This is a genomic window from Halostella sp. PRR32 (assembly GCF_034808085.1).
Classification (GTDB): domain Archaea; phylum Halobacteriota; class Halobacteria; order Halobacteriales; family Natronoarchaeaceae; genus Halostella; species Halostella pelagica.
Genome location: NZ_JAXHGL010000002.1, coordinates 464,891 through 487,917 on the forward strand (window position 1 = coordinate 464,891; position 23,027 = coordinate 487,917).

Below are 23,027 nucleotides of genomic sequence, written 5' to 3' on the forward strand. Positions count from 1 at the left end.
CCTTGAAGATACTCCCGAGACGAGCGTCGAAACCACCGGCCGGCCGCGCTCAGATGCGCGAACGAAGTGAGCGCTCCGAGCGGACGGGGAACGGCAGGCGTTCGGAGCGTGTCGCCACTACCGCGGCCTCTTTACGAGCGGAGCATGACGACTCGAAGCGGCGACGCCGCTCCGACGGACAGTGAAAGGGCGCAACAGTAGACGGCAGTCTGCTGCGAGGCATTTCTCGTTCGCAGGCCTTAACCCCCTTCCAGCAGTAGCAGAGAGTATGACTGACGAACACGACGAGCCCAGCGACCACCGCTTCTCGGAGGGCGAAGGGTTCTCCGATACCCACGACGGGTTCGACCTCGACCCGCCGGAACTCGACGTCGACCCGGACAAGGTCGACCCCGTCGACTCGCGGGTCGTGTCCGACCTGCTGGACGACGAGGCAATCCCGGACGACCAGATAAACGCCGACAAACTCGTCGATGTCGGACTGGAGTACATGCGTATCAACCGCTACGAGCAGGCGACCGACGCCCTCGAACGGGCGGCCCAGTACGCCGACGACGACCTCGTCGAACAGGAAGCCCGGACGAACAAGGGCGCGGCCCACGCCGAACTGGAGGAGTACGACGCGGCGATCGGCGCGTACCGCGAGGCCCTGCGAATCGACGACTCCAGCGAGCACGCCGCGACCGCCCAGACCAACCTCGCGTACGCGCTCTGGGAGTCCGGCCAGAGCGAGCAGGCGCTGGAACACGCCGAAAAGGCCGTCGAGATCGACGAGCGCTTCGCGCGAGCCTGGTACAACCGCGGGTTCTTCCTCCTGGAGCGCGGTCTCCCGGAGGACGCGCTGAACAGCATCGACAACGCGATCCGTCTGGGGATGCGCAACTCGTCGATCTTAGAGGAGAAGGCGCGAGCGCTCGAAGAACTCGGCGAGTACGACCGCGCCGAGGAGATAGTCGAGGAGGCCGAAGAGATGCGCAAGGAGGCAGAACAGGAGCTAGTGGAATGATAGTCAACGAGCGCCAGACCGACGAGGGGCTTCTGGTCGCCGTCTGCGACGACGGTGTCCTCGGCGAGACGTTCGAGGAGGGCGATATCTCGATCACCGTCTCCGAGGAGTTCTACGGCGGGGACGAGGTCGACGAGGCGGCCGTCGTCGACAGTCTCGCTCGCGCGACAGTCGCGAACATCGTCGGGCGTGAAGCCGTCGAACTCGCCGTCGACGAGGGGTTCGTCGACGAGGCGAACGTCCTCGAAGTCGAGACGACGCTGCACGCGCAGTTGCTCCAGATGGCCTGACAGGAAGTCTTCGAGAGTCGGTGCGCACCTGATCGCACGACTGCTGTCCGATCAGTGTTAACCCGTTTCAGTTGTCACTGTAGTCGTCCCCGGACTCGTCGTCTCGCGGCGGCCCCGTGACGGAGACGTTTACGAGAACGATACCGAGCAGTGCCGCCGCGGCCACTCCGAGGCCGACGTACCGGAGGCCGCTATCGAACGCGAGCGCAGCGACCGCGTGGAACACGCCGGCGAAGGCGACGCCGAGCAGGAGCAGGCTCACTCCGAGCGAACGTTTCGTCACCATACCCGTACCAGGGGCTATGGCGATTTAATGTCGGCGGTGAGAACGGCCGGCCGGGCGGTCCGGGGGACGCAAACTCGCACTATCGGACTGCGGTAGTATCATGTGAGGTCGACAGCGGCGAGAAACCGACGCCGTACTCCGTCGGGAGTGACTTGGTTTCTATCGCTACCAGTCCGTCTTTGAATGTTCGAACGTCCGTTGTAACCGATTGAGAGCAGTTTCATCGACTGAAACCGTGGGGGGTTTTATATTATCGTTGCAAAACAAGCGAGCAAATGCAACACGATGAGGAAACCGAGGTGCTCTCGTTGCTCCACGACGAGTGTGCCCGGACTATCCTCATCGCAACGAGCGAGGAACCGATGTCCGCCGACGCGTTGACCGAGGCGTGCAACGCCTCGGCACCGACGATCTATCGGCGGATCGACCGCCTCGACGAGCACGACCTGCTCGAAGAACAACAGGAGATGGACCCGGACGGGCACCACTACAAGACCTACGCCGCACGTCTCGAACGGGTCGCAGTCGACATCGAGGACGGAACGATGGATATCGACGTGCACCGGCGCGGAGAGGACGCCGCCGACCGGTTCACCCGACTGTACGAGCGACTGTGACCATGACTGGCCAACCCCTCTCGACGTTCACCGGCGGCACGCCGTCCGTCGTAGCCTTGGTCGTCGTCGGACAGGTGGTGACGGCCGCGTTGGCGACCTGGATCGCCGTCAGGACGTACAGGGGGTATCAGCAGGCGGACGACGCCGCGTTGCTCTGGCTGGCAGTCGGCGTCGCCCTCCTCAGCGTCGGGGCGACGACGGTCGAGTTCCTGCTACCGAGCTTCGGCGGTGCACCGGTCATGACGACGCTTGTCGCCAGATCGAGCGAGCTATCGGGATTATTCGCGATACTGTACGCGATTTACGGAATTCCGCGACGACGGAGGCAACCATGAAAACGACAGACACCGACGACGACCGAACCGGCCGACGAACCGAACGGACGCGTTCCGCGAGGTGGTCCCCGTGAGCGTCGTCGCCGCAGTCGCACAGAGCGGCAGCGTCCCGGACGTGGGGGACCTCTCGCTCGGGAGCGCCGAGGTCATCTTCCTCGCCGGGTTCGCGAGCGCCACGGTGGGAGTGTTCGTGGCGGCGCTCGCCTACCGCGGCTACGCCCGGCACGGAAGCCATAGGATGCTGTTTCTGTCGGCCGGCATCCTCTGTCTGACGACGCTTCCGTTCGCGCTGTCGTACGTAGTCGACCTTCTGACGGCGGCGACGGACGCACAGGTTATCCTCTCGATAACGGCGTCGAACGTCGCGGGACTCGCGGCCGTCGCGCTCTCCCTGCGAGGTGGTCCCGGATGAGCGGACACGGACGCACCGTCGACAGCCGTCAGAGCGGCGGTCTCCGGTGGTTCTTCGGCGTCGTCGCCCGCCGGCAGACGTACTACAATCTCGCGTACCTGCTGTTGGCGTTCCCGCTCGGGCTGACGTACTTCGTCTTTCTCGTCGCCGGCTTCTCGCTCTCACTCACGCTCACGGTCATCCTGATCGGCATCCCGATGGTGGTGCTCGTCCTCTCGGTCACGACTCATCTCGCCGCGGTCGAACGGTCGCTCGCCGACAGTCTGCTCGACGTGGACGTGCCCGCAGCGGAACCGGAAGAGACCGATGGGATCGTCGACTGGCTCAAGACGATGCTCCTCGATGTCGGGACCTGGAAGGGACTGGTCTACCTGTTCAGCAAGTTCGTCACGGGCCTCGTCAGCTTCATCGTCAGCGTCGTCTTCGGCGCGGTCGTGTTCGCGTTCGTCAGCGCGCCGTTCCATTACCGCGACCCGACCACTGGAGTCCACCTGTCGGGTACGTCCTCGGTCGGGATCGACTACCAACACGACGTCTGGAACGTCGGGATCGAAGTACCGCTACAGCTCTCCGGGGAACTGATCTCGACGTACGCCGACACGCTTGTCGGGGCGCTTGCGTTTTCCGTCATCGGCCTCCTGCTCGCCGTGGTCCTGCTACACGTACTCAACGGGATCGCGTGGCTGTACGGCAAGTACACCGAACTACTTTTGCGGGATACGCGGGCGCACTCGCCGAACTAACCGAAGGAGTGTTTTGTCTCCAGAACCATTGAGTAACTAATGAAAGCACGAGAGTCCGCGCCGCTCGACGTCGAAACCATTCGAGAGGACTTTCCGATCCTCCAGCGGGAGTTCGACGGGGAACAGGTCGTCTATCTGGACAACGCCGCGACGACGCATACGCCCGACCCGGTCGTCGACGCCATCGCTCACTACTATCGCCACACGAACGCAAACGTCCACCGCGGCCTGCATCACCTGAGCCAGGAAGCGTCTATCGCGTACGAGGACGCTCACGACAAACTCGCCGAGTTCGTGGGCGCGAGCGGCGGCCGCGAGGAGATGGTGTTTACGAAAAACACCACCGAATCCGAGAACCTCGTCGCCTACGCCTGGGGTCTGAACGAACTCGGCCCGGGAGACGAGATCGTCCTCACCGAGATGGAACACCACGCGTCGCTCGTCACCTGGCAGCAGATCGGCAAGAAGACCGGTGCCGACGTGAAGTACATCCGGGTCGACGAGGACGGCCGCCTCGACATGGACCACGCGAAGGAGATCATCACCGACGACACCGAGATGGTGAGCGTGCTCCACGTCTCGAACACCCTCGGGACCGTGAACCCGGTCGGTGACCTTGCCGATATCGCTCACGACCACGGCTCGCTCATCTTCGTCGACGGCGCGCAGGCGGTGCCGAACCAGCCGGTCGACGTCGAGGCCATCGACGCCGACTTCTACGCCTTCTCCGGGCACAAGATGCTTGGGCCGACGGGGATCGGCGGTCTCTACGGCAAGAAGCATCTCCTCGAAGAGATGGAGCCGTTCAACTACGGCGGGATGATGATCGAGAAAGTCACCTACGAGGAGTCGTCGTGGCACGACCTCCCGTGGAAGTTCGAGGCGGGCACGCCCGTCATCGCGCAGGGCATCGCCCTCGCGGAGGCAGTGGACTACCTCGAAGACCTCGGGATGGATAACATCCAGCGCCACGAGGAGCAACTGGCCGCCTACGCCCAGGACCGCCTCACGGAGTTCGACGACATCGAGATCTACGGCCCGCCCGTCGGCGAGGAGCGGGCCGGTCTCGTCGCGTTCAACTTAGACAGCGTCCACGCCCACGACCTGGCGAGCATCCTCAACGACTTCGCCGTGGCGACCCGGGCCGGCGACCACTGCACCCAGCCACTGCACGACAAACTCGGCGTCGCCGCCTCGGCCCGGGCTTCGTTCTACGTCTACAACACCCGAGAGGAGATCGACCGACTCATCGACGGGATCGACGCCGCGCGCGAACTGTTCGCCTGATCTGAGCGCTCTCGCCTCATTCGTCCGTTCGTCTGACGTGCCGCCACAGACCGAGACCGCCGCCGACCAGCGCCGCGAGCGGACCGAACCCGGGCTGACCCCCGCCGTCGCTTCCATCGTCGCCATCTCCGTCGCTTCCGTCGGTGCCGTCGTTTCCGCCGCCCTCCGTCGTCGCCGTCGTTTCGTCGGGGGAGGTAGTCGACGGCGTGGTCGTCGTGGAGCCGTCAGGCTGCGTGGTAGTCGTCGTCTCATCCGACGGCGGGTCGGGGAACTCGCGCCGCTCCATCGTCGGGGCGGCCGTCGCGTCCGACCCGTCCGGGTCAGGGAACACGAACAGTTTCGCCCCGTCGCCGTTCCTCTCCGCTTCGTCGGCGTTTCGCGGGTCGATATAGCTCCCGGCGACGAACCCGTCGGACAGCGGCTTGGCGCTCCAGAACACCGACCGCGCGGGTGCCCGCCACTCGCCCAGTAGCTCCGGGGCCGCGAGATCGCTCACGTCGTACACGCGGACGCCGCCGCCGTACCACGAGGTGTAGAGGCGGTCGCCCCGAACGCCGAAGTTGTGAGATGTCCACCCGCCTTCCTGTTCGGGACCGGGCTCGGGCGGCGCGAGCACGCTCTGGAGGTCCGGATCCTCGTCTCCGTCCCACAGTTCGATACCGCCGGGACCGCCGTCTATGTCGGTCTCGTCGCGGTTCCACGCCTCCTTACCCACGAACAACGCACTGGCGTCGTCGTTCGGTTGTACGTAGTGGCTGTTACCCGGTAGTTCGAAGAACTCCGCTGACGGGGCCCGGCCCAGCGAGGCCAGATACTCTGAATCGTGGCCGCCGATCTGCGAGCGCGGCTCCGGGTTCGCCGGGTCAGAGACGTCGAGGACCCACGTTCCGGTGTCCCAGTAGGCGACGTACAGCGTATCGCCGTCCCCGTAGAGGTCGTGGCAGTTGGCGTAGTTGCGGGACACGTCCGACCACCCGCCCTCGTCCGCAACGGCCCATCGTCCGACTTCCTCCGGGTCGTCGTCCGCCACGTCGTAGATCACGACGGGGGAGTCCGGTAGCCCGGAGCCGGTGAGATACAGCCGGTCGCCGTCGAACGAACAGTTGTGGATGCCGTGTTCGGTCGGCTGAAACGTGACGCGTTCCGGGTTTGCCGGGTCCGAGACGTCGTAGAGGAAGAATCCGGAGAACGTGTCGCCGCGCGTGGGGGTGTTCGGCCCGACGACAGCGAGGCGGTCGCCGGCGACTTTCACGTCTCTGATGTGGTCCATCGGGCCGTCGCCGTCGTGTTCGAGGCCGCGTTCCTCGTACAACACCGTCGGATCCGACGGGTCGCTCGCGTCCACGACGCCGAACCCGTCGTTCAGCGAACAGTAGACGGTCGTGCCGTCGTCGTCGACGACAACCTCCGCGAGACCGTTCAGCGGGAGTTCGCCGGCCGGTTCGACCGTCGGAGCGGCGGACTGGGTGGTGGTGGCCGTAGATAGAGACGTCGCGCCGACGACCGATACGGCGGCCAGACCGGACAGGACGGATCGCCGGGCGATTCTATTGGGGGCGGAGGGCTGTTGAACCATGCGTTACTATCATAAATAGTGAGTATAAAAAATCTTTGACCGGTCTCGCTTGCACGGAAGTCACACTGCAGGCGCAACCAGTGTCGCACCGACACCCGTGCTGTCGGCGATGCGCGACAGCGCCGCATCCGAGTGACCGATCCGCCGCACACCGGCGAAGAACGCTCTCGACCCCGACACGGCCGAAACCGCTGCGTCCTGCCCGCACACGTGGGAGCTAGTCCCGCGGAACCCTTTTGACGCGCTGTCACATAGTCGGGAACAACAATGGGAATGGGCTCGGACATGTACCGACAGCAGATCCTCGATCACTACAAGAACCCCCGTAATTACGGGGAGATCGAGGACGCGACGTACACGCACGTCGGCGAGAACCCGATGTGCGGCGACGAGATCCGCATGGACGTGAAACTCGACGAGGACGACGAGACTATCGAGGCAGTAGCGTTCCAGGGCGACGGCTGCGCCATCAGCCAGGCCTCTGCGAGCATGCTCTCCGGCGAACTCCGCGGCAAGACGCTGTCCGAACTACAGGAGATGGACACGGACACCGTCACCGAAATGCTCGGCGTCGACATCAGTCCCATGCGCGTGAAATGCGCCGTTCTCGCCGAGAAAGTCGCGCAGGACGGCGCGGAGATCTACCTCGGCGAGAAGAACATCGACAAAACGACGACCGAAGACGACGACTGAGTTTCCCCACACCTTTTTATCCCATAGCGCGGCCACACCCGGCCGTGATCCCGTTCAGCGACCTCCGGACGGCGGCCTACTGCCCGCGGAAGCTATACTACGAGCGCCGTAGCGACCGCAATCCGCCGCCGGCCGTCGCCGAGCGCCGCGACCTGGCGTATCGCTACGAGGAGTTAGTCGACGCACCGGACGCCGCGTTCGCCGGCCTGCCGACCGAGGTGCCGCCGGAGCGGTACCGCCGAAACCTCCGCCGGGCGCGGGACCGATTCGACGACTGGGCCGCCGTCGCGGACCCGCCCCGCCGCGACGTGTTCCTCTCGGGAAAGGACTGCCGCGGGATCGCGCACAAGGTGGTCGAGGACCCGCCGCGGCCGTCGCTCGTCTCGCCGGGCAGTCCACCGGAAAACGGGGTCTGGGAGCCCCACGCCGTCCACGCCGTCGCCGCGGCGAAGGCGCTGGCCTGGGAGCGAGAGCGGCCGGTCGAACGGGCGTACGTGGAGTATCCGACCCACGGCGTGATCCGAGAGGTCGGGCTGACGACCCGCAAGAAGGCGGACTACCGCACCGCGGTCCGGACCGTCGAGACGCTGGACGGACCGCCGCCGCGACTACAGAACCGGGAGAAGTGCGACCCCTGCGAGTACTCCGACGAGTGCGGCGTCAAAACCCGGACGCTGCGTTCGCTGCTCTCGTAGCCGCGCCCGTCGCGCGACTCCGTCCGTTCACGGCGTCCGAAGCCACGCTTCGATCTCGTCGGCCGCCGCCCCGCGGCGGATGACCTCGCCGGCAGCCACATCGACGACGGTGCTTTCGGTTCCGCCCGTCAGTCCGCCGTCGAGGACTGCGTCTGCGGCCTCGCGGATCTCCGGGTCCAGGTCGCCGACGCGCGTGACGCTCTCCCGGCCGCTGACGTTCGCGCTCGTTGCCGTGAGCGGCCCCGCTTCGGCCAGTAGCTCCCGCGCCAGGTCGTGGTCCGGGACGCGCACGCCGACGCGGTCCCGACCGGCAGTGAGAGCGTCGGGCACGTCGTCGGTCCGCTCGCAGACGACCGTCACTGGTCCCGGCAGGAACTCGCGCATGAACCGCTCCTCGCGGTCGGTCTGTCGGACGTACGGGAGCGCGGTGTCGACGTCCGGGACGCCAAGCGAGAGGGGTTTCGAGCGGTCGCGCCGCTTGGCCTCGAACGCTCGCTCGACAGCGGCGGGGTCGAGCGCGTCGGCACCGAGACCGTACACCGTCTCGGTCGGGTAGACGACGAGACCGCCGTCCCGTGCGGCGTCCGCGGCGTTCGCTACGTCGTTCATCGTTCGTGATTCGCATCGGTCGCGGGAAAAACGTGTCGCCCGCGGTCCGGCGTGTCCTGTCTCGCGCGGTAACGCGGCGTTACAGGTCGGCGAGCGCAGCCTCGACCTCGTCGTAGTCGGGGAAGTCGGGCCACTCGCTCGCGACCCAGGCGTACTCGACGGTGCGGTCCTCGTCGAGCAGGTAGACGGCGGGCCGGGGTTCGCTGACTCCCGCCATCCCGTCGAGGTCGTTGACGATGCCGTACGCCTCGGCAACGCCGTTCGCGGGGTCGCTGAACAGCCGGTAGTCGATCCCGCGTTCCTCGATCAGCGTCTTGTGCTCGTACGGCGACGAGATGGAGAGACCGACGACGGTGACGTCGTGGTCGCTGTCCCACGAACGGTCGCGGATCTCGTTCCAGATGTACGTCGCCGGGAACGCGCCGTCCATCGTGTAGAACACGAGCAGGACCGGTCCTTCCTCGGCGAGGTCGGAGAGCGCGGCGTCCTCCCAGTACTCCTCGTTCACAAGCGGGCGGGTGAAGTCGGGCGCGGTGTCGCCCTCGTCGACGTAGTCGGTCTCCGGAAGCTCGACGACCTCGAAATCGACCATCAGTCGGCCCCTCCGTCAGCCGATTCCGACGCAGTTCGAGACGGGTCACTTCCCTCGGTCCCGTACGTCCGGTCCAGATACTCCACGATGTTCCCGCTCTCGCTCATCGTGACTCCCGTGTTCCGGTCGACGATGGCCGGAACCGTTCGTTTCCCGCTGATCCGCTTGACGACGTTGCGGTCCGAGTGCATCGGTTCGATGAACCGCGACTGGTAGTCGAGGTCGTACTGAGCGAGCTTTCGCGTGACCCGCTCGCAGAACGGACACGCCTGTAGTCGATAGAACGTGATGTCTGGATCGCTCATGAGAGACAGTTGGGTCGGTCGAGGTGTAAGCGCTTCGCTCACGGGGGGATCAGCGGCGGACGGCCGCGGGTTCGCAAAAAACGTGACAAGAGTTAATTCGGAGGGATGGTAACTACGGTGGTGATGGGTATACCTGGGCTCGTGAACTCCCCGAGACCGGCAGCAGTGGTGTATGAGGTGTTCGGTGTCGCCATCGACCAGACGACGACGGCCGTGGCGGGCGCCATCGTCATCGTGTTTCTGATGGGGCTGTCGGCGTTTTTCTCCTCCTCGGAGATCGCCATGTTCTCGCTTGCGAAACACCGCATCGAGGCGCTCGTAGAGGAGGGGCATACGGGCGCGAAGACGCTTCGAAGCCTGAAAGAGGACCCACATCGGCTGCTGGTAACGATCCTCGTCGGCAACAACATCGTCAACATCGCGATGTCCTCCATCGCGACTGGGCTTTTGGCGCTGTATCTCAGCCAGGGCGAGGCCGTCGCGGTCGCGACATTCGGCATTACGGCGCTGGTCCTCCTGTTCGGCGAGAGCGCGCCGAAGTCCTACGCGGTCGAGAACACGGAGTCGTGGGCGCTTCGGATCGCGAAGCCGCTGAAGGCGTCCGAATACGTCCTCCTGCCGCTGATCGTCACGTTCGACTATCTCACGCGCATCGTGAACAAGGTAACCGGCGGGCGCTCTGCCATCGAGACGTCCTACGTGACCCGGGACGAGATCCAGGACATGATCGAGACGGGCGAGCGCGAGGGCGTCATCGAAGAGGACGAACGCGAGATGCTCCAGCGGATCTTCCGCTTCAACAACACCATCGCGAAGGAGGTGATGACGCCCCGACTCGACGTGACCGGGATCCCCACGGAGGCCAGCATCGAGGAGGCGATTCAGACCTGCGTCCAGTGCGGTCACGCCCGCCTCCCCGTGTACGAGGGGAGCCTCGACAACGTCATCGGGGTGGTCCACATCCGCGACCTGGTTCGCGACCTCAACTACGGCGAGATGGACGCCGACGACCTCGAACTGGAGGAGTTCATCCAGCCGACCCTGCACGTTCCCGAATCGAAAAACGTCGACGAACTCCTGACGGAGATGCGGGAGAACCGCATGCACATGGTCATCGTCATCGACGAGTTCGGGACCACCGAGGGGCTGGTGACGATGGAGGACATGATAGAGGAGATCGTCGGCGAGATACTGGAAGGCGGCGAGGAAGAACCGATCGAGTATCTCGACGACGAGTCGGTCATCGTCCGCGGCGAGGTCAACATCGACGAGGTCAACGAGGCCATGGAGATCGACCTCCCGGAAGGCGAGGAGTTCGAAACGATCGCCGGGTTCATCTTCAACCGGGCCGGTCGGCTGGTCGAAGAGGGCGAATCCATCGAGTACGACGGCATCCGTATCACCGTCGAACAGGTCGAGAACACCCGCATCATGAGCGCCCGTCTCACCGAACTGGAGACGGAAGACGGCGTGGAGATGGACACGGAACCCGACGAGCTGTCGCCCGAGGAGTAGCGGCGACCGCCGGCGGTTTCCGCCGGTCCCAAAGGAAGCTATTTTCGTTTCATACCCCGAACGACAGGTATGTCGAATCGCTACGACGTGATCGTCGTCGGCGTCGGTGGAATGGGGAGCGCCGCGACCGCTCGCCTCGCGGCCCGGGGCCTGAATGTCCTCGGCCTCGAACGGTACGACGTTCCGCACGACATGGGGTCGTCCCACGGCGTCACGCGCATCATCAGGAAGGCGCAGTACGAGGACCCGGCGTACGTTCCGCTCGTCCGGCGAGCGTACGACCGCTGGCGCGACCTGGAGGAGCGGACCGGTCGCGACCTGCTGCACGTCACCGGCGGTATCGACGCGGGGCCGCCCGACAGCCGGGTGTTCGAGGGGTCCCGGCGGTCCTGCGAGGCCCACGGCATCGAACACGAGGTACTCGACGCGAGCGAGGTGAATGAACGGTTCCCGGGCTACGACCTCCCGGAGCACCACCGGGCGGTGTATCAGCCCGACGGCGGCTTCCTCGTCCCCGAGCAGTGCATCATCGCCCACGTCGAGACGGCGCAGGCCGACGGCGCGGAGATCCGCGCCCGCGAACCGGTCGCTGACGTCTCGCCGCTGGGCGAGGACGGGGTGCGCGTGACGACGCGCAAGGGGACGTACGAGGCGGACAGTCTCGTCGTCACTGCGGGAGCGTGGACGCGGAAGATCCTACCCGAACTCGCGGACCTCGCCGTCCCCGAACGGCAGGTGCTCGCGTGGCTCCAGCCCGACCGGCCCGGTGACTTCGACCCCGATAGCTTCCCGGTGTTCGTCCACGCGGACGACGACGGCCACTACTACGGGTTCCCACGGTACGACGTTCCGGGGTTCAAGTTCGGGAAGTTCAACCACTTCGGTGAAACCGTCGACCCGGACGCGATGGACCGGGAGCCCCGTGCCGAGGACGAGGCGATGCTCCGGGCGTACGCGGAGCGGCGGTTCCCCGACGGCGCGGGGCCGACGATGCGACTCGCCACCTGCCTGTTCACGAACACGCCGGACGAACACTTCATCCTCGATACGCATCCCGACCACCCTCAGATCGTCGTCGGTGCCGGGTTCTCGGGACACGGGTTCAAGTTCGCCAGCGCCGTCGGCGAGGTGCTTGCGGACCTGGCCGTCGACGGCGAGACAGACCTCGATATCGACCTGTTCCGCATCGACCGGTTCTGAGATCCGGGGGTCCGACCGGTCACACCACCGCGTCGACTGCGAGGAAGCCGACGTAGCCGACGACGAGCGCCGCGGCGAGCGACGCGATCCAGGCGAGGACGGTAAAGAGCATCTTCCGGCCGCTGACGCCGCTTCCGCCGGCCGCGTAACCGCTGCCGATGATCGCCGAGACGATGATCTCGTTGAACGAGACGGGGATGCCGAAGAAGACGGCGGCCTGCGCGATGGCGAACGAGGGGATGAGCGCCGCGATGGACCGCCGCGGCCCGAGCGACGAGTAGTCCTGCGACAGCGCCTTTATCATCCGGGGAGCGCCGGTCCACGAGCCAAGCAGGAGACCGATCCCGCCGCCGAGCAGCGCCGCGGTCAGCGGCACGGCGAACGGCTCCAGAAGGGGGAGCATCGGCCCGATTGCGAGACCGACCTGGCTGCCGCCCGCGGAGAAGGCAACGAGTCCGCCGAGCACCAATAGGAACCGACGCTGGGCGGCCTCGGGATCCGACCGCATTCCGTAGGCGAGGACGCCGGCGACCGCGAGCGCGATGCCGAGAGTCACGAGCGACTGCCCGACGGCGGGAGCCAGCGGCAGTCGACCGGCGGCCGTCATCGCGATAGACGCGCTCTCACCCGTCGGCCCCAGAACAGCGAACTCGATCTGGGCGACGAGCAGGCCTACGATGCCGGCGAGCGCCGGGATAGTGACGATCTCCGGGAGCCGTTCGTTCCGAAGCAGTTTCGCCGTAGCGAACGCCACGCCGCCGCCGACGAACGGCGTCAGCGTCCACAGCGCAGCGATCTCGCGGTATTTCGCCCACGCGGGGTCGCCGCCCATCGCCAGACCGACGCCGATCACCGCCCCGGTGACGGTGAAGGCGGTGGCGATGGGGTAGCCTTTGAACACGCCCATCGCGACGAGGACGGCGGCGATAGTCAGGCCGACAGTCGCCGCAACCGGCGACAGCGTCACGCCGCCGATCAGTTCGCGTCCGACCGCCTCGGAGACGTTCGCGCCCTGCAACACTGCGCCGGCGAACCCGAGAATGCCGACGAAAAAACCCGCTCGCATCACGGAGATAGCGTTCGCCCCGACCGCCGGAGCGAACGGTGTCGAACCGCTCGATCCGGCGCCGATAGCCCACGCCATGAACAGACTCGCGAGTCCGGCAACGACAACCGTCGCCAACGTCGCGGCATCCACCATTCGCTCACACGCTACTCGGGGGTCCTACAAGTGACTACCGTCTCGCGGAAACAGCCGGGAAAACAGCGGTCAACTCGGGTATCCCTCTTTCCACGCCGTTCTCGCGGACGCGGAGATGAAACGCCGCTCAGTTCGAAGACGGTTTGGACCGCTCTTCCGGCTCCGGTGCCTCCACGCCCTCGATGGCCTCGACGTTCTCCGTCTCTTTCTCGGTGTCGACGTGCCAGCGGTCGACGGTGTCTTCGTACTCGGTCAGGATCTCGGAGACGGCTTCCTTCAGTTCGTCGTCGTTGACGTTGATCTCGAAGGTGAACGTCTCCTCCTCGCCGTTGGTGTTGTGCTGGAGGTTGGCGCTGACGAGTTCGTTGTCGAAGTAGTACGGCGCTATCTGGGTCATCACGCGCTGATAGACAGTGTCCTCGACGGCCCGGAGCGCCTTGCGACCGGCGGAGTCGGCCGCGCGGGCGACGTACTCTATCGACTCCCCCCACTTGTCGACAGCGCCCTCCGCGTCGTCGTCTCCGAGTTTCTCGTATGACTCAGTCAGTTTCTCGCCGGCGGTCTGGATGTCCTCGTCGGGATCTTTTCCGGCTTTCTCTCCTTTCCCCTCGTTCACGCTCGCCTTCTCGGCGGTTTTCTCACTGACGTCGGCCTCGATCCGTTCGTGGGCTTTCGGCCGCCACTCGTTCCACTCGTCGAAGGCGTCGATGTAGTCGTCGACGGTGTCGGCCACACCGTCGTTGACGTGCTTGCCGTCGTCGTCATCATCGGCGTCACCGGGTTCGTTGACGTCGAGGTCACGTAGCGCACGGGTGATCCGCTCACCGTGCTCGACGATGTCCCCCCACGTCCCTCGGACTTTGAACCCCGAGATGCTCTCTTCCATGCGGTAGAATCGGCTAAGCGCGGCAGGCTTTATACCCTTTGCGGGCGTCAGCGGCCGTACGTCAGACGCGTTGCGAACTCGTCGAGGCGACGCTTGACTCGACTGAGCAGGATAGCCGGGCGGGCAACGGTGCGCATCTCGTCGTCGTCGACTTCGATGCGGTCCCCGTCGAACGGGTCACGTCCGCCCTCGCCATCCGTGGCACCGACGACGGCGGTCATGCTGCAGCGGCCGCAGGCCTCGCTCTTGTCGCTGTCCATGAGTGGTTCGTGCAGAATATTCGTGAGGAATCCGGATAAAGGTTTCTCGCGAGGGCGCGACCGCCGGCCGGTCGTCGACCGGGCCGACAGTGTATTTTACCCGCACCCTGTGACAATCAAACATGGGATATCATCACATCGGCGTAGACGGGATAGAGCCGACGCCGGATCGACCGTGTACGCGACGGTCGATAAGTGAAGCCGCGGGTCTGGAAAACGTCGCCCTGAACGTGTACGAACCATCGCCCGGTGAGTCCATCCCGCTCGCGTACCACTACCACGACAAGCAGGAGGAGGTGTTCTACGTGCTCTCCGGCGAACTGAGCGTCGAGACGCCCGAGGAGACGTACACCGTCGGCGCTGACGAGGCGTTCGTCGTCGAAGCCGAGAGTCCGCAGCGGGCGTACGTCGACGAGGATGTCGAGGAGGGAGCGAGGGTGCTCGTCCTCGGTGCCCCCGCGATAGACGACGTGCATCCCTACGAGCCATGAGTGGGGACTCGGCCGAGACGAGGGCGGACCCCGATGCGGAAGCGGGTACGGACCTCGACGTTCCGGAGTGGGACGACGACTACGTCGACCGCCTGAGCGACCGCTTGATGTACAACTACGACCTGGAGAAAGACGTCAGCGAACGCGGCGAGCGGTTCTCGCTGTACGGTCGCCTCTCGATGGAGAGCGAGAAACACTTCTTCTCGCCGTTGCTCTCCTACGCCCACCACGAGACCCACGAACACCTCTACCTCCGCCGCCGTGACTCGGTGACGACCGGAGACCTCGACGCGCTCGTCGAACTCGGTCACGACCTCGCCGACGACCGGATCGAGGCCGACGAGGAGCATTACGGGACGGAGTTCACGTTCGTCACCGTCGTCCCCGAGATCGCCGACGAGATTCGCGGGTACGTCGACGGGTTCCGCGACCGTACGCTGCTGAAGTACGGCTACTTCGGGCACTACGAGATCAATCTCGCCGTGGTCGCGCCGACTGAGAACGATGTCGTGACGAGCGAGGTAGCGGACATCGAGGAGGCGCTGACGACGTGGGACCAGATCGAACGGGAGGAACCTGGTCTGCTCGGCCTCATCGCGCGGCGGTTACAGATCTAACTTCCGCCCGCAAGAACTGCGTGCGGCCCTCGTACCGGGCGAGCAGGCACCGCCTCGCGAACCCGTGAAAAACGGCGGCAACGGCGTTGGCGTCAGTCGTCGGACGGTTCAGTCTCGGTGACCGCCGTTCCACCTCTTGCTTTCCTGACGTTCTCGTAGCCCATCTTGACGAGGGCTAACGCCAGGCCGACCAGGACCAGCGCGATGAGGATCTGGATCCCCGAGGAAACCATGTCCAGGGTCGACGCGCCTTCCATCCAGGTGCTGTCGAGGAACTTATCCCGGAAGTTCTGGATGAACGCCAGATACAGCAGGGCGAGCACCGTGATGGTCGTCATGATCGCCATCGGAACGCCGGTACTGATTAGCTGTTTCGTGTCCGACCAGTTGGCGAGCCACACCGTCGCCGTCAGCAGCGCAAGCGCGGCGAGCAACTGGTTCGCGCCGCCGAACAGCGGCCAGAGGTCGGCCCATCGGCCGCTGGCTACGAGCGCGTACGCGAGGACGCCCTGGACGCCGGCGTTCACGTAGCGGTTGGTTGCGGCTTCCTGTACGTTTGACTCCGGCGTCTCGACGATCTCCTCTAACATGTACCGACCGAGTCGCATCGCGGTGTCGGTGCTCGTCAGGAGGAAACTCACCAGCACGAGCGCCATGAACGGAGCACCGATTTCAGTCGGGATACCGAAGCTAGTAAGGAAGATGCCGCCGCCGGTTGCGAAGTTCGGTAGCGCCTGACCGATACCGCCGCCCTCGACGGTGATACCGACGAGCGCCACCGTCGAGAGCGCCACCGTCGCCAGTAGCCCTTCGCCGAGCATGCCGCCGTACCCGATCAGGCGGGCGTCAGTCTCCTTATTGAGCTGTTTCGCCGTCGTTCCGGAGGAGACCAGCGAGTGGAACCCGCTGATCGTCCCGCACGCGATGGTGACGAAAAGCAGCGGGAACAGCGGCAGTCCGGTCGTCCCCATGAACCCGTAGTACGCGTCGATGTTGACCACGAGCGGCTCGCTCGCCGACCCTAACACGGTCCCGACGATGATCGCCAGCAGCGTTCCGCCGACCCCGGTGTACAGCAGGAACGACGAAAGGTAGTCGCGCGGTTGGAGTAGCGTCCACACCGGCAGAACGCTGGCGATAAACGCGTAGATGATGACGACTGGTATCCACGCGGCCGTGTTCGCGCCGAACAGTTCCGACCCGGGAACGGCGGACCCGCCCGACAACAACACGATAGTCCCCGCGGGGTAGTCGCCGGGGAACAGCGCGAGCGGGAACTCGATGCCTACGAACACGCCGGCGAACACGCCGGAGACGAAGATGACGGTCCCGGCGATAAAGGGGAGGTCCAACTGGTAGAGCCAGACCCCGAACACCAGTGCCAGCGCGATGTAGATCAGGCTCGCGGTCGCCGCTTGCGGATACGCGTTGAACACGATTGCGACCACCAGCGCGAACACCGCGACGACGAGGATGATCGTCAGGAACGCGAACCACAGCAGCATGTCCTTCCCGCGGTTTCCAACGTACTCGCCGATGATGTACCCGATCGACTTCCCCTCGTGGCGCAAACTGCCGGATAGCGACACGAAGTCGTGGACGCTTCCCATCAGCGGATTACCGATGGCGATCCACAGTAGTGCGGGAACCCATCCCCACACCACGCCGGCGGTGATCGGCCCGACGATGGGCGCACCGCCGGCGATACTCGAATAGTGATGCCCCAGTAGTACCGGTTTCTTCGACGGTACGTACTCCTGTCCGTCTTCGTACTTGTGGGCTGGAGTCTCGTTCGTCTCGTCGAGTTCGACGAAGTTGGCGAGATAGCGGGAGTACCCGAGATACCCCGCGCTGAACATCGCCAGCACCCCAAGCACCAGCCAGATTACCTGGACCATGCTAACTTACCTCACGAATAAACCATGTGGAACAATGATTTAAACTTTTGTTCCTGTTATTTGCGGATCAGTACGGGAAGACTGCGGCTACGCGGCCTCTACACTCAATTGAGACTGGAAACCGGCAAGAATCGAGGGACGTACGTCCGATAAGTGTTTTGTGGTCAGGACGGTGACGCAGCGATCTCGATTTCGAGTTCGTCGGCGACATCAGCGAGAAGGTCCCCTTTGACCTCCTCTATCCGGGTCTCTATCTCGGCGACGACGGGTTCGGTGAAGGTTTCTCTGACCGTCGCGATACGCTCGCGGTCCGTCTCGTATCGCCGGCGGAGATATCTGGCACCGCGGCCGCTCTCGTCGTCGTCGGGCGGCGGCGTGACCTTGTTGATCACGAGGCCTCTGACCGACAGTCCGTACTCGGTCAGGTCATCGATGGCCCGGTCAGTCTCGCGGATAGAGAGTTCGTCCGGGTTAAGGATAAGAAAGAAGGCGGCCTGGTTGCGCAGGACGTTCCCCGCGAACTCGAACATCTCCTTTCGCTCGCTAAGACGCTTGATGATCGGGTCGTCCTCCGCCTTTCGGCGGGCGTTCCTGTCGCCGATTGCGGCCTTCTCGTAGAGGTCGATGCTTTTCGCTCGCTTGTCGACGAGGCGGTCGATCCACGATTCGAGGAACTCCGGAAGCGCGAGCAGACGAAGCGTCCCTCCAGTCGGAGAGGTGTCGAAGACGACGCGGTCGTACGACTCCGAGTCGCGCATGACATCGATAAACCGGTCGAAAAGCGCCGCCTCGTACGCGCCGGGCGTCCGGTGAGCGAGTTCGATCTGACGGTCGATCTCGTTGACGATGCTCGGGCTAACCTGGTCGCTCATCGTTCGCTTTATCTCCTGCATGTGCGCCTCGACCTCCTCCTCGGGGTCGAGTTCCATCGCCCACAGGCCGTCGTACCCGTCGACGCGTTGCGGGTCGTCGTCGAACGCCTGGTCGAACACGTCGGACGTGCTGTGTGCGGGGTCGGTCGAAACGATCAGCGTCCGCAGGCCGGCGTCGGCACACTGAGTCGCGTAAGCGGACGAGACGGTGGTTTTCCCGACCCCACCCTTGCCGCCGAAGAAGACGAATTTCTCCACGTTAGAAGTGGTACTGCTGACCCTTGCGTTCGACGAGCGATTCGCGGTCCCACATCCGGCGTTCCCACTGCTCGAACTCCTCCCCGAGATACGGGAGGAGTTCGGCGGTGTAGTACGAGATCGGACTCGGGATGCCGAAGGCGTCCGCGAAACAGGCGAAGAGGAACACGTCGTCGGTGTCCTCGGCCTCCTTCTCTATCAGTTCGTAGGCGGGATGCTCTATCATCCCGTGGTAGAGGCCGTGTAACACCTCCATCAGGGACTCCCGGTACGACTCGATCCGTTCCGGTAGCGTCATGGTAGCACGTCACGGGGGTCGAGTTGAAAAGCATGGCGGCGCTGTCGACGCGCGTCGGTCCCGTCTACCTGAAAACGAAGGGGAGCGACAGCAGGAGCGAGAGCGCGACGAGTATCAGGAGACCGTACCACAACCGGCCGAAACGTTGCCCCGCGGTGACTATCCCCCGGCGTTCCGGCCGGTGCGTCCAGACGAACTGGTAGTACGCGGCGACCGCCGTCGGTATGAAGACGGCAGTACAGACAACGAGGCCGTGGTCGACGGACACCCCGAACGCCTGCAGGTAGAGCGGACCGAACGCGTAGATGAGAAGGAACGCGAGCAGGGTGACGACGAGAAACGGGACCGGGTCGACAGGTTTCCCCTCACTGTTCCGGAGGTCCATACTTGACCAAGGCGGTTTTGCACATTATACTTGTAAGGTGATCGCGTTGTCACGAAACGCTATGGCTCCCTCGACGGACGGGAATCCGCTCGTGTTACTGGTCATGAACGCGATACTGTCGGGTGCGTTTAGCTACGTGGTTCTCCGCGGATACGCGTTCGTCGGCGGGGCCCCCTTCTCGTGGCGGAACGTCGCGCTGTTGACGCTCGTACTGATGGCGCTTACCTTCGTCGTCGTCCGCTAATGCATGGTTACGCTAGCACGCACAGCCAGTCGATCCGACGGAGCGCTCGAACTTCATCGCCTCGCCACACTCGGGGCAGTCAGGTGTCCCGTCGCCCGCGACGTCGACATCGCGGATCCGCTCGTCGCAGTCGTGACACCAGTACGCCCCGTCTGACGAGTCCCCGTCGGCACCGCCGCGATGCGGGGACTCCGACGAGGCTTCGAGAACGTCCGCGATACTGTCAATCACACCCATGAGAAACTGTTGGGTACTGCTCGGCTTAAACCCCAACGCGGGTGTGCGAGCCGATCGCACGCTCGCGGTCGACGGCACGTGACCCGTCCCGTCAGTCGAGGTCCGCTGCCAGCGCGTCGAGCGCGCGCTTCAGTTCCCCCTTGCGCTTCCAGGCCGCGAGTCGGTCGGTGAGCGGCGACAGCGGCATGCCCGCCTCGACCGTCGAACGGGCGGTGACGCGGGTCCCCTCGTTTTCCGACGCCAGCGACAGCGTCGTCTCCATTCGGTCCAGCGGGCCGGAGTCACCGGCCTGTTCGTAGTACAGGCCGTCCTCGGTTCGCTCGAACCGCAGCGACAACTCGACGCCGGCCCGTCCGACGGTGACGACCCACTCGTCGTCGGTTTCGGTCACGTCGCGCACCCGGAAACTCCCCTCGTATTCGACGACGGAAGTCGGGGTGAGCGCCCGTTCCACCTCGGCCGGGAGCGCCGGGACGAACCGCGAAACCTCGACAGTGCTCATCACGGAGGGGTTCGAACCGGTACCTTATAATCCTCGGCGGACGCTGTTCCGACCAATGACTATCGAAGACCGCGACGACGCGTACGTCGTCGACCACGCGCTCGCGAAAGACACGCTCTCGCAGCTTCGAGACGTCGAAACCGAACAGGTCGCGTTCCGCAAGGGGCTGGTGAAACTCGGCCGCCTCTGCGGGTACGAGATCATCGACGGCCGGATGGAAACCGAGTACGTCTCGATCCAGACGCCGCTCGAAGAGACGATGGGCGAGCGCGTGAAAGGACTCGACAACGTGGTTATCATCAACGTCCTCCGCGCCGCGACCCCGTTCGTGGAAGGGTTGCTCAAGGCGTTCCCGCGCGCCCGGCAGGGCGTCATCAGCGCCTCCCGCGACGAGAGCGCCGGCATGGAGGGCGGCGAGTTCCCCATCTCCATCGACTACGTGAAACTGCCCGAGATCCACGAGGAAGACACCGTCATCATCGCCGATCCGATGCTCGCCACCGGGAGCACGATGTGTGCCGTCCTCGACCACGTCATCGAGAACTCGGCCGACCCCGAACACCTCATCGTCCTCTCGGCGGTCAGCGCTCCGGACGGTCTGCTCCGCGTAGGCGATGCGTACCCCGAAGCCGACCTCCTGACGGTCAGCATCGACGACCACCTCGACGACGACGGCTTCATCGTCCCCGGCCTCGGCGACGCCGGCGACCGCGCGTTCCGGACGACGTGACTCACCGGGTTTCGGGCGCGAACGGGCACAAGGATATATTGTCACGGGCCGCCAGAGTCATCGCATGACAGATGGCTGTGACGCCTGCGGGGAGGACGTGACCGACGCGCTCGCTCGGACAGTCCGACTGACCGTCGACCGGTCGCAGATCGATTCCCAGCGGCTCTGCCCGGAGTGTTTCGCCGACTGGATCGACCGGTACGAGACGGAGATGCGAACCGGGACGAAGACGATAGACGACGGCGACGACGAGATAATCGTCGACTGAGTTCGACGCCCGTCGAACCCCTGTATTTCGGGTCGAAACCGCAAAAGTGCGTAGCGGTAGCTGGTGCGAACCTCCTGTCGAAACGCACCTCTACATCCCATCAGGTTGTTCTTTTTACATCTATTACCTTCCTCCCCCTATTGGTTAGATATTATTCACATCAATCACGCATTCGTGTGCAATCATATCATTCTAGGCGAGGAATAGGTGGATATTTAATTGTGTATGGGTACGTACCACTATGAAGTCCGACTTACAACGGCGGCGGTTTCTGAAAGCGACCGGTATCGCGGGTATCACCGGCATCGCAGGCTGTCTTGGCGGCGAGGAAGGCGACGAGGAAACCGACCTCTCGTGGCACGCAGGCGGGACGGGTGGGACGTACTACCCCCTGTCCAACGAGTTTAAGACGATCGTCGATGGAAACACCGACTACTCCCTGACGGTGCAGTCGACGGGGGCGAGCGTGGAAAACGTCGGGAGTCTCGCCAGCGGGGACGCCGACTTCGCGCTGATCCAGAACGACATCGCGTACTTCGCGAAGAACGGTACCGGTCTCGACACGTTCGAGGGCGAGGCCATCGAGAGCCTCATGGGCCTCGCGACGCTGTATCCGGAGACTATCACTATCGTCACGCAGGCCGACAGCGGCATCGAGACGCTCGAAGACCTCGAAGGCGCACGGATCAACACAGGCGACCTCGGTAGCGGGACGCAGGTCAACGCTCTGCAGATCCTGCAGGCGGTCGGCATCGAGGAGGGGGACTTCGAGGAGGAAAACAGCGACTTCGAGAGCGCGAGCGACCAGATCCGTAACGGCGACGTCGACGCGGCGTTCGTCGTCGGCGGCTGGCCGGTCGGCGCTATCGAGGAACTGGCGACGACGACTGACATCAACATCGTCGAAGTCAGCGGCGACACGCGCGAGGCCGTCAAGGAGCAGGCGCAGTGGTTCGCCGACGACACCATCCCGGCCGGGACGTACGAAGGCGTCGGCGACGACGTCGAAACCGTCTCCGTTCAGGCGATGATCGCCACCCACGACGGCGTCGAGGACGACATCGTCGAGAACGTGACCGCCGCCATCTTCGACAACGTCGACGACCTCACCATCAAGACGGACTTCATCAGCGCCGACAGCGCACAGGACGGGATGTCGATCGAGCTTCACCCCGGCGCAGAGGCCTACTTCGGATAGCACGACACGATGCGTACGCCCCAGCGACGACAGATATTCGCGATACTCGTCGTCGTAACCCTGGTTACCGGCGGTGCCGTCGCCGTGGCGGTTCCGGTCGACCGAACGCTCGTCGTCAGTGACGCCGGGACCGGCGACAGACTGCTCGTCGTGCCTGTCGAGGACGGGACGACAGTCGACATCGAATACACCCACAGCGTCGAGAAGACCCCGGTGGTCGACGCCTACGAAGTGCGAGAGGAGAAACTCGACAACGTCCGTATGGAGTTCTCTTCATACGGGGCCGGGCTTCCGGCGAACCAGGAGATAGAGCGCGAGAACGGCTCGTTCGTCTTCGATCCTGACCGGGCGTACGAACGACTCGTCGTCAATCCGGGCGCCGTCGCGGGGCACACGCTCACCGTCGGAGACGAACAGTACGACCTCGTCACCCTCGCCGGCGGCGAGGCGGTCGTCTTCACGGTCGAACGCCGGACTACTGCGGAGATAATCGTACATCGAATCTAGAATGACGCCGAACT

The 23,027-nt window shown here is 64.6% G+C and carries 32 protein-coding genes; 18 read left to right on the top strand and 14 right to left on the bottom strand.

Features of this window, described 5'->3' with window-relative positions:
- Positions 1 to 268 precede the first annotated feature (268 nt).
- Together SM753_RS07575 and SM753_RS07580 are read left to right on the top strand one after the other, a co-directional pair.
- Positions 269 to 1,006, top strand: coding sequence for a tetratricopeptide repeat protein (locus SM753_RS07575; protein WP_135534981.1), 738 nt, complete (start codon positions 269 to 271; stop codon positions 1,004 to 1,006).
- Positions 1,003 to 1,296, top strand: a complete 294-nt coding sequence (locus tag SM753_RS07580) for a DUF424 domain-containing protein (protein ID WP_135534982.1) — start codon at positions 1,003 to 1,005, stop codon at positions 1,294 to 1,296. Before SM753_RS07575 ends, SM753_RS07580 begins: the two co-directional genes overlap by 4 nt.
- 67 nt (positions 1,297 to 1,363) lie before the next feature.
- Here the strand turns inward: SM753_RS07580 and SM753_RS07585 are convergent, their stop codons facing one another.
- Complete coding sequence (locus SM753_RS07585) at positions 1,364 to 1,582, bottom strand: hypothetical protein (RefSeq protein WP_138798368.1); 219 nt, start codon at positions 1,580 to 1,582, stop codon at positions 1,364 to 1,366.
- A gap of 275 nt (positions 1,583 to 1,857) precedes the next feature.
- Here SM753_RS07585 and SM753_RS07590 point away from each other — a divergent pair, with 275 nt between their 5' ends.
- The 5 genes from SM753_RS07590 (at position 1,858) to SM753_RS07610 (ending at position 4,976) form a co-directional block, all read left to right on the top strand.
- Positions 1,858 to 2,199: a helix-turn-helix domain-containing protein gene (locus tag SM753_RS07590; protein WP_323191134.1), complete on the top strand. Its 342-nt coding sequence runs from the start codon at positions 1,858 to 1,860 to the stop codon at positions 2,197 to 2,199.
- Between the two features lie 2 nt (positions 2,200 to 2,201).
- A complete protein-coding gene (locus SM753_RS07595; RefSeq protein WP_323191135.1) occupies positions 2,202 to 2,534 on the top strand; it encodes a hypothetical protein in 333 nt (110 codons plus the stop codon).
- Positions 2,535 to 2,604: 70 nt separating this feature from the next.
- On the top strand, positions 2,605 to 2,946 hold the full coding sequence (locus SM753_RS07600) for a hypothetical protein (RefSeq protein ID WP_135534986.1): 342 nt from the start codon (positions 2,605 to 2,607) through the stop codon (positions 2,944 to 2,946).
- Complete coding sequence (locus tag SM753_RS07605) at positions 2,943 to 3,689, top strand: sensor domain-containing protein (RefSeq protein ID WP_323191136.1); 747 nt, start codon at positions 2,943 to 2,945, stop codon at positions 3,687 to 3,689. The genes SM753_RS07600 and SM753_RS07605 overlap by 4 nt, the downstream gene beginning before the upstream one ends.
- Before the next feature lie 39 nt (positions 3,690 to 3,728).
- Positions 3,729 to 4,976 carry a cysteine desulfurase gene (locus tag SM753_RS07610; RefSeq protein ID WP_323191137.1) on the top strand — a complete coding sequence of 416 codons (1,248 nt, stop codon included), beginning with the start codon at positions 3,729 to 3,731 and terminating at the stop codon, positions 4,974 to 4,976.
- Between the two features lie 16 nt (positions 4,977 to 4,992).
- Here SM753_RS07610 and SM753_RS07615 read toward each other — a convergent pair whose 3' ends face one another.
- On the bottom strand, positions 4,993 to 6,552 hold the full coding sequence (locus SM753_RS07615; protein WP_323191138.1) for a hypothetical protein: 1,560 nt from the start codon (positions 6,550 to 6,552) through the stop codon (positions 4,993 to 4,995).
- 267 nt (positions 6,553 to 6,819) lie between these two features.
- On the opposite strand from SM753_RS07615, the gene sufU reads away from it, so the two are divergent.
- Both sufU and SM753_RS07625 read left to right on the top strand, forming a co-directional pair.
- On the top strand, positions 6,820 to 7,245 hold the full coding sequence (sufU, locus tag SM753_RS07620) for a Fe-S cluster assembly sulfur transfer protein SufU (protein ID WP_323191139.1): 426 nt from the start codon (positions 6,820 to 6,822) through the stop codon (positions 7,243 to 7,245).
- Positions 7,246 to 7,289: 44 nt separating this feature from the next.
- Positions 7,290 to 7,940: a Dna2/Cas4 domain-containing protein gene (locus SM753_RS07625; RefSeq protein ID WP_202613856.1), complete on the top strand. Its 651-nt coding sequence runs from the start codon at positions 7,290 to 7,292 to the stop codon at positions 7,938 to 7,940.
- Between the two features lie 27 nt (positions 7,941 to 7,967).
- On the opposite strand, the gene SM753_RS07630 is transcribed toward SM753_RS07625, so the two are convergent.
- The 3 genes from SM753_RS07630 to SM753_RS07640 form a co-directional block, all read right to left on the bottom strand.
- Positions 7,968 to 8,549, bottom strand: coding sequence for an L-threonylcarbamoyladenylate synthase (locus tag SM753_RS07630; RefSeq protein ID WP_323191140.1), 582 nt, complete (start codon positions 8,547 to 8,549; stop codon positions 7,968 to 7,970).
- A 79-nt stretch (positions 8,550 to 8,628) separates the two neighbouring features.
- Positions 8,629 to 9,141, bottom strand: a complete 513-nt coding sequence (locus SM753_RS07635) for a redoxin domain-containing protein (RefSeq protein WP_369335331.1) — start codon at positions 9,139 to 9,141, stop codon at positions 8,629 to 8,631.
- Positions 9,141 to 9,446: a glutathione S-transferase N-terminal domain-containing protein gene (locus SM753_RS07640; RefSeq protein WP_138798375.1), complete on the bottom strand. Its 306-nt coding sequence runs from the start codon at positions 9,444 to 9,446 to the stop codon at positions 9,141 to 9,143. The genes SM753_RS07635 and SM753_RS07640 overlap by 1 nt, the downstream gene beginning before the upstream one ends.
- A 123-nt stretch (positions 9,447 to 9,569) precedes the next feature.
- Between SM753_RS07640 and SM753_RS07645 the strand changes: the two genes are divergently transcribed.
- Together SM753_RS07645 and solA are read left to right on the top strand one after the other, a co-directional pair.
- On the top strand, positions 9,570 to 10,961 hold the full coding sequence (locus tag SM753_RS07645; RefSeq protein ID WP_138798376.1) for a hemolysin family protein: 1,392 nt from the start codon (positions 9,570 to 9,572) through the stop codon (positions 10,959 to 10,961).
- 69 nt (positions 10,962 to 11,030) lie between these two features.
- Entirely contained in the window at positions 11,031 to 12,161 is a 1,131-nt protein-coding gene (gene solA / locus SM753_RS07650; protein ID WP_323191141.1) for an N-methyl-L-tryptophan oxidase, read from the top strand.
- 19 nt (positions 12,162 to 12,180) lie between these two features.
- Here solA and SM753_RS07655 read toward each other — a convergent pair whose 3' ends face one another.
- From SM753_RS07655 to SM753_RS07665, 3 genes are all read right to left on the bottom strand, one after another.
- Positions 12,181 to 13,362, bottom strand: a complete 1,182-nt coding sequence (locus tag SM753_RS07655; RefSeq protein ID WP_323191142.1) for an inorganic phosphate transporter — start codon at positions 13,360 to 13,362, stop codon at positions 12,181 to 12,183.
- A gap of 127 nt (positions 13,363 to 13,489) precedes the next feature.
- Positions 13,490 to 14,248 carry a DUF5828 family protein gene (locus SM753_RS07660; RefSeq protein WP_135534997.1) on the bottom strand — a complete coding sequence of 253 codons (759 nt, stop codon included), beginning with the start codon at positions 14,246 to 14,248 and terminating at the stop codon, positions 13,490 to 13,492.
- Between the two features lie 47 nt (positions 14,249 to 14,295).
- Positions 14,296 to 14,508, bottom strand: coding sequence for a hypothetical protein (locus SM753_RS07665; RefSeq protein WP_323191143.1), 213 nt, complete (start codon positions 14,506 to 14,508; stop codon positions 14,296 to 14,298).
- 122 nt (positions 14,509 to 14,630) lie between these two features.
- Between SM753_RS07665 and SM753_RS07670 the strand changes: the two genes are divergently transcribed.
- Together SM753_RS07670 and SM753_RS07675 are read left to right on the top strand one after the other, a co-directional pair.
- On the top strand, positions 14,631 to 14,999 hold the full coding sequence (locus SM753_RS07670; RefSeq protein WP_323191144.1) for a cupin domain-containing protein: 369 nt from the start codon (positions 14,631 to 14,633) through the stop codon (positions 14,997 to 14,999).
- Positions 14,996 to 15,616, top strand: a complete 621-nt coding sequence (locus SM753_RS07675; protein ID WP_323191145.1) for a hypothetical protein — start codon at positions 14,996 to 14,998, stop codon at positions 15,614 to 15,616. The genes SM753_RS07670 and SM753_RS07675 overlap by 4 nt, the downstream gene beginning before the upstream one ends.
- Before the next feature lie 92 nt (positions 15,617 to 15,708).
- On the opposite strand, the gene SM753_RS07680 is transcribed toward SM753_RS07675, so the two are convergent.
- The 4 genes from SM753_RS07680 to SM753_RS07695 form a co-directional block, all read right to left on the bottom strand.
- Positions 15,709 to 17,514, bottom strand: coding sequence for a carbon starvation protein A (locus SM753_RS07680; RefSeq protein WP_135535001.1), 1,806 nt, complete (start codon positions 17,512 to 17,514; stop codon positions 15,709 to 15,711).
- Positions 17,515 to 17,678: 164 nt separating this feature from the next.
- Positions 17,679 to 18,644: a TRC40/GET3/ArsA family transport-energizing ATPase gene (locus SM753_RS07685; RefSeq protein ID WP_323191146.1), complete on the bottom strand. Its 966-nt coding sequence runs from the start codon at positions 18,642 to 18,644 to the stop codon at positions 17,679 to 17,681.
- 1 nt (position 18,645) lies between these two features.
- Positions 18,646 to 18,942, bottom strand: a complete 297-nt coding sequence (locus SM753_RS07690; RefSeq protein WP_135535003.1) for a hypothetical protein — start codon at positions 18,940 to 18,942, stop codon at positions 18,646 to 18,648.
- A 64-nt stretch (positions 18,943 to 19,006) separates the two neighbouring features.
- A complete protein-coding gene (locus SM753_RS07695; RefSeq protein ID WP_323191147.1) occupies positions 19,007 to 19,327 on the bottom strand; it encodes a hypothetical protein in 321 nt (106 codons plus the stop codon).
- A gap of 61 nt (positions 19,328 to 19,388) precedes the next feature.
- Here SM753_RS07695 and SM753_RS07700 point away from each other — a divergent pair, with 61 nt between their 5' ends.
- Entirely contained in the window at positions 19,389 to 19,571 is a 183-nt protein-coding gene (locus tag SM753_RS07700) for a hypothetical protein (protein WP_138798384.1), read from the top strand.
- Positions 19,572 to 19,583: 12 nt separating this feature from the next.
- Here the strand turns inward: SM753_RS07700 and SM753_RS07705 are convergent, their stop codons facing one another.
- Positions 19,584 to 19,808, bottom strand: a complete 225-nt coding sequence (locus SM753_RS07705; RefSeq protein WP_323191148.1) for a hypothetical protein — start codon at positions 19,806 to 19,808, stop codon at positions 19,584 to 19,586.
- Positions 19,809 to 19,899: 91 nt separating this feature from the next.
- The gene (locus tag SM753_RS07710; protein WP_323191149.1) at positions 19,900 to 20,310 is read right to left on the bottom strand and encodes an SRPBCC family protein; all 411 of its coding nucleotides are present in this window, start codon (positions 20,308 to 20,310) and stop codon (positions 19,900 to 19,902) included.
- Between the two features lie 55 nt (positions 20,311 to 20,365).
- On the opposite strand from SM753_RS07710, the gene upp reads away from it, so the two are divergent.
- From upp to SM753_RS07730, 4 genes are all read left to right on the top strand, one after another.
- On the top strand, positions 20,366 to 21,040 hold the full coding sequence (upp, locus tag SM753_RS07715) for a uracil phosphoribosyltransferase (protein ID WP_135535008.1): 675 nt from the start codon (positions 20,366 to 20,368) through the stop codon (positions 21,038 to 21,040).
- Positions 21,041 to 21,104: 64 nt separating this feature from the next.
- Positions 21,105 to 21,308 (top strand): hypothetical protein, encoded by a 204-nt coding sequence (locus SM753_RS07720; protein ID WP_135535009.1) that lies wholly within the window; start codon positions 21,105 to 21,107, stop codon positions 21,306 to 21,308.
- A gap of 241 nt (positions 21,309 to 21,549) precedes the next feature.
- Positions 21,550 to 22,506, top strand: a complete 957-nt coding sequence (locus SM753_RS07725; protein WP_323191150.1) for a TAXI family TRAP transporter solute-binding subunit — start codon at positions 21,550 to 21,552, stop codon at positions 22,504 to 22,506.
- 9 nt (positions 22,507 to 22,515) lie between these two features.
- Complete coding sequence (locus tag SM753_RS07730) at positions 22,516 to 23,013, top strand: DUF1850 domain-containing protein (RefSeq protein ID WP_323191151.1); 498 nt, start codon at positions 22,516 to 22,518, stop codon at positions 23,011 to 23,013.
- Positions 23,014 to 23,027 lie beyond the last annotated feature (14 nt).

What these genes read in the sequence shown, in the direction of transcription:
- SM753_RS07705 (WP_323191148.1), bottom strand. Translation starts at nt 19,808, where the DNA reads ATGGGTGTGATTGACAGTATCGCGGACGTTCTCGAAGCCTCGTCGGAG.
- SM753_RS07690 (WP_135535003.1), bottom strand. Translation starts at nt 18,942, where the DNA reads ATGACGCTACCGGAACGGATCGAGTCGTACCGGGAGTCCCTGATGGAG.
- sufU (WP_323191139.1), top strand. Translation starts at nt 6,820, where the DNA reads ATGGGAATGGGCTCGGACATGTACCGACAGCAGATCCTCGATCACTAC.
- SM753_RS07725 (WP_323191150.1), top strand. Translation starts at nt 21,550, where the DNA reads ATGAAGTCCGACTTACAACGGCGGCGGTTTCTGAAAGCGACCGGTATC.
- SM753_RS07680 (WP_135535001.1), bottom strand. Translation starts at nt 17,514, where the DNA reads ATGGTCCAGGTAATCTGGCTGGTGCTTGGGGTGCTGGCGATGTTCAGC.
- SM753_RS07615 (WP_323191138.1), bottom strand. Translation starts at nt 6,552, where the DNA reads ATGGTTCAACAGCCCTCCGCCCCCAATAGAATCGCCCGGCGATCCGTC.
- SM753_RS07710 (WP_323191149.1), bottom strand. Translation starts at nt 20,310, where the DNA reads ATGAGCACTGTCGAGGTTTCGCGGTTCGTCCCGGCGCTCCCGGCCGAG.
- SM753_RS07590 (WP_323191134.1), top strand. Translation starts at nt 1,858, where the DNA reads ATGCAACACGATGAGGAAACCGAGGTGCTCTCGTTGCTCCACGACGAG.
- SM753_RS07640 (WP_138798375.1), bottom strand. Translation starts at nt 9,446, where the DNA reads ATGAGCGATCCAGACATCACGTTCTATCGACTACAGGCGTGTCCGTTC.
- SM753_RS07655 (WP_323191142.1), bottom strand. Translation starts at nt 13,362, where the DNA reads ATGGTGGATGCCGCGACGTTGGCGACGGTTGTCGTTGCCGGACTCGCG.
- SM753_RS07610 (WP_323191137.1), top strand. Translation starts at nt 3,729, where the DNA reads ATGAAAGCACGAGAGTCCGCGCCGCTCGACGTCGAAACCATTCGAGAG.
- SM753_RS07720 (WP_135535009.1), top strand. Translation starts at nt 21,105, where the DNA reads ATGACAGATGGCTGTGACGCCTGCGGGGAGGACGTGACCGACGCGCTC.
- SM753_RS07605 (WP_323191136.1), top strand. Translation starts at nt 2,943, where the DNA reads ATGAGCGGACACGGACGCACCGTCGACAGCCGTCAGAGCGGCGGTCTC.
- SM753_RS07595 (WP_323191135.1), top strand. Translation starts at nt 2,202, where the DNA reads ATGACTGGCCAACCCCTCTCGACGTTCACCGGCGGCACGCCGTCCGTC.
- SM753_RS07585 (WP_138798368.1), bottom strand. Translation starts at nt 1,582, where the DNA reads ATGGTGACGAAACGTTCGCTCGGAGTGAGCCTGCTCCTGCTCGGCGTC.
- upp (WP_135535008.1), top strand. Translation starts at nt 20,366, where the DNA reads ATGACTATCGAAGACCGCGACGACGCGTACGTCGTCGACCACGCGCTC.
- SM753_RS07645 (WP_138798376.1), top strand. Translation starts at nt 9,570, where the DNA reads ATGGGTATACCTGGGCTCGTGAACTCCCCGAGACCGGCAGCAGTGGTG.
- SM753_RS07695 (WP_323191147.1), bottom strand. Translation starts at nt 19,327, where the DNA reads ATGGACCTCCGGAACAGTGAGGGGAAACCTGTCGACCCGGTCCCGTTT.
- SM753_RS07635 (WP_369335331.1), bottom strand. Translation starts at nt 9,141, where the DNA reads ATGGTCGATTTCGAGGTCGTCGAGCTTCCGGAGACCGACTACGTCGAC.
- solA (WP_323191141.1), top strand. Translation starts at nt 11,031, where the DNA reads ATGTCGAATCGCTACGACGTGATCGTCGTCGGCGTCGGTGGAATGGGG.
- SM753_RS07580 (WP_135534982.1), top strand. Translation starts at nt 1,003, where the DNA reads ATGATAGTCAACGAGCGCCAGACCGACGAGGGGCTTCTGGTCGCCGTC.
- SM753_RS07660 (WP_135534997.1), bottom strand. Translation starts at nt 14,248, where the DNA reads ATGGAAGAGAGCATCTCGGGGTTCAAAGTCCGAGGGACGTGGGGGGAC.
- SM753_RS07670 (WP_323191144.1), top strand. Translation starts at nt 14,631, where the DNA reads ATGGGATATCATCACATCGGCGTAGACGGGATAGAGCCGACGCCGGAT.
- SM753_RS07675 (WP_323191145.1), top strand. Translation starts at nt 14,996, where the DNA reads ATGAGTGGGGACTCGGCCGAGACGAGGGCGGACCCCGATGCGGAAGCG.
- SM753_RS07700 (WP_138798384.1), top strand. Translation starts at nt 19,389, where the DNA reads ATGGCTCCCTCGACGGACGGGAATCCGCTCGTGTTACTGGTCATGAAC.
- SM753_RS07665 (WP_323191143.1), bottom strand. Translation starts at nt 14,508, where the DNA reads ATGGACAGCGACAAGAGCGAGGCCTGCGGCCGCTGCAGCATGACCGCC.
- SM753_RS07575 (WP_135534981.1), top strand. Translation starts at nt 269, where the DNA reads ATGACTGACGAACACGACGAGCCCAGCGACCACCGCTTCTCGGAGGGC.
- SM753_RS07630 (WP_323191140.1), bottom strand. Translation starts at nt 8,549, where the DNA reads ATGAACGACGTAGCGAACGCCGCGGACGCCGCACGGGACGGCGGTCTC.
- SM753_RS07730 (WP_323191151.1), top strand. Translation starts at nt 22,516, where the DNA reads ATGCGTACGCCCCAGCGACGACAGATATTCGCGATACTCGTCGTCGTA.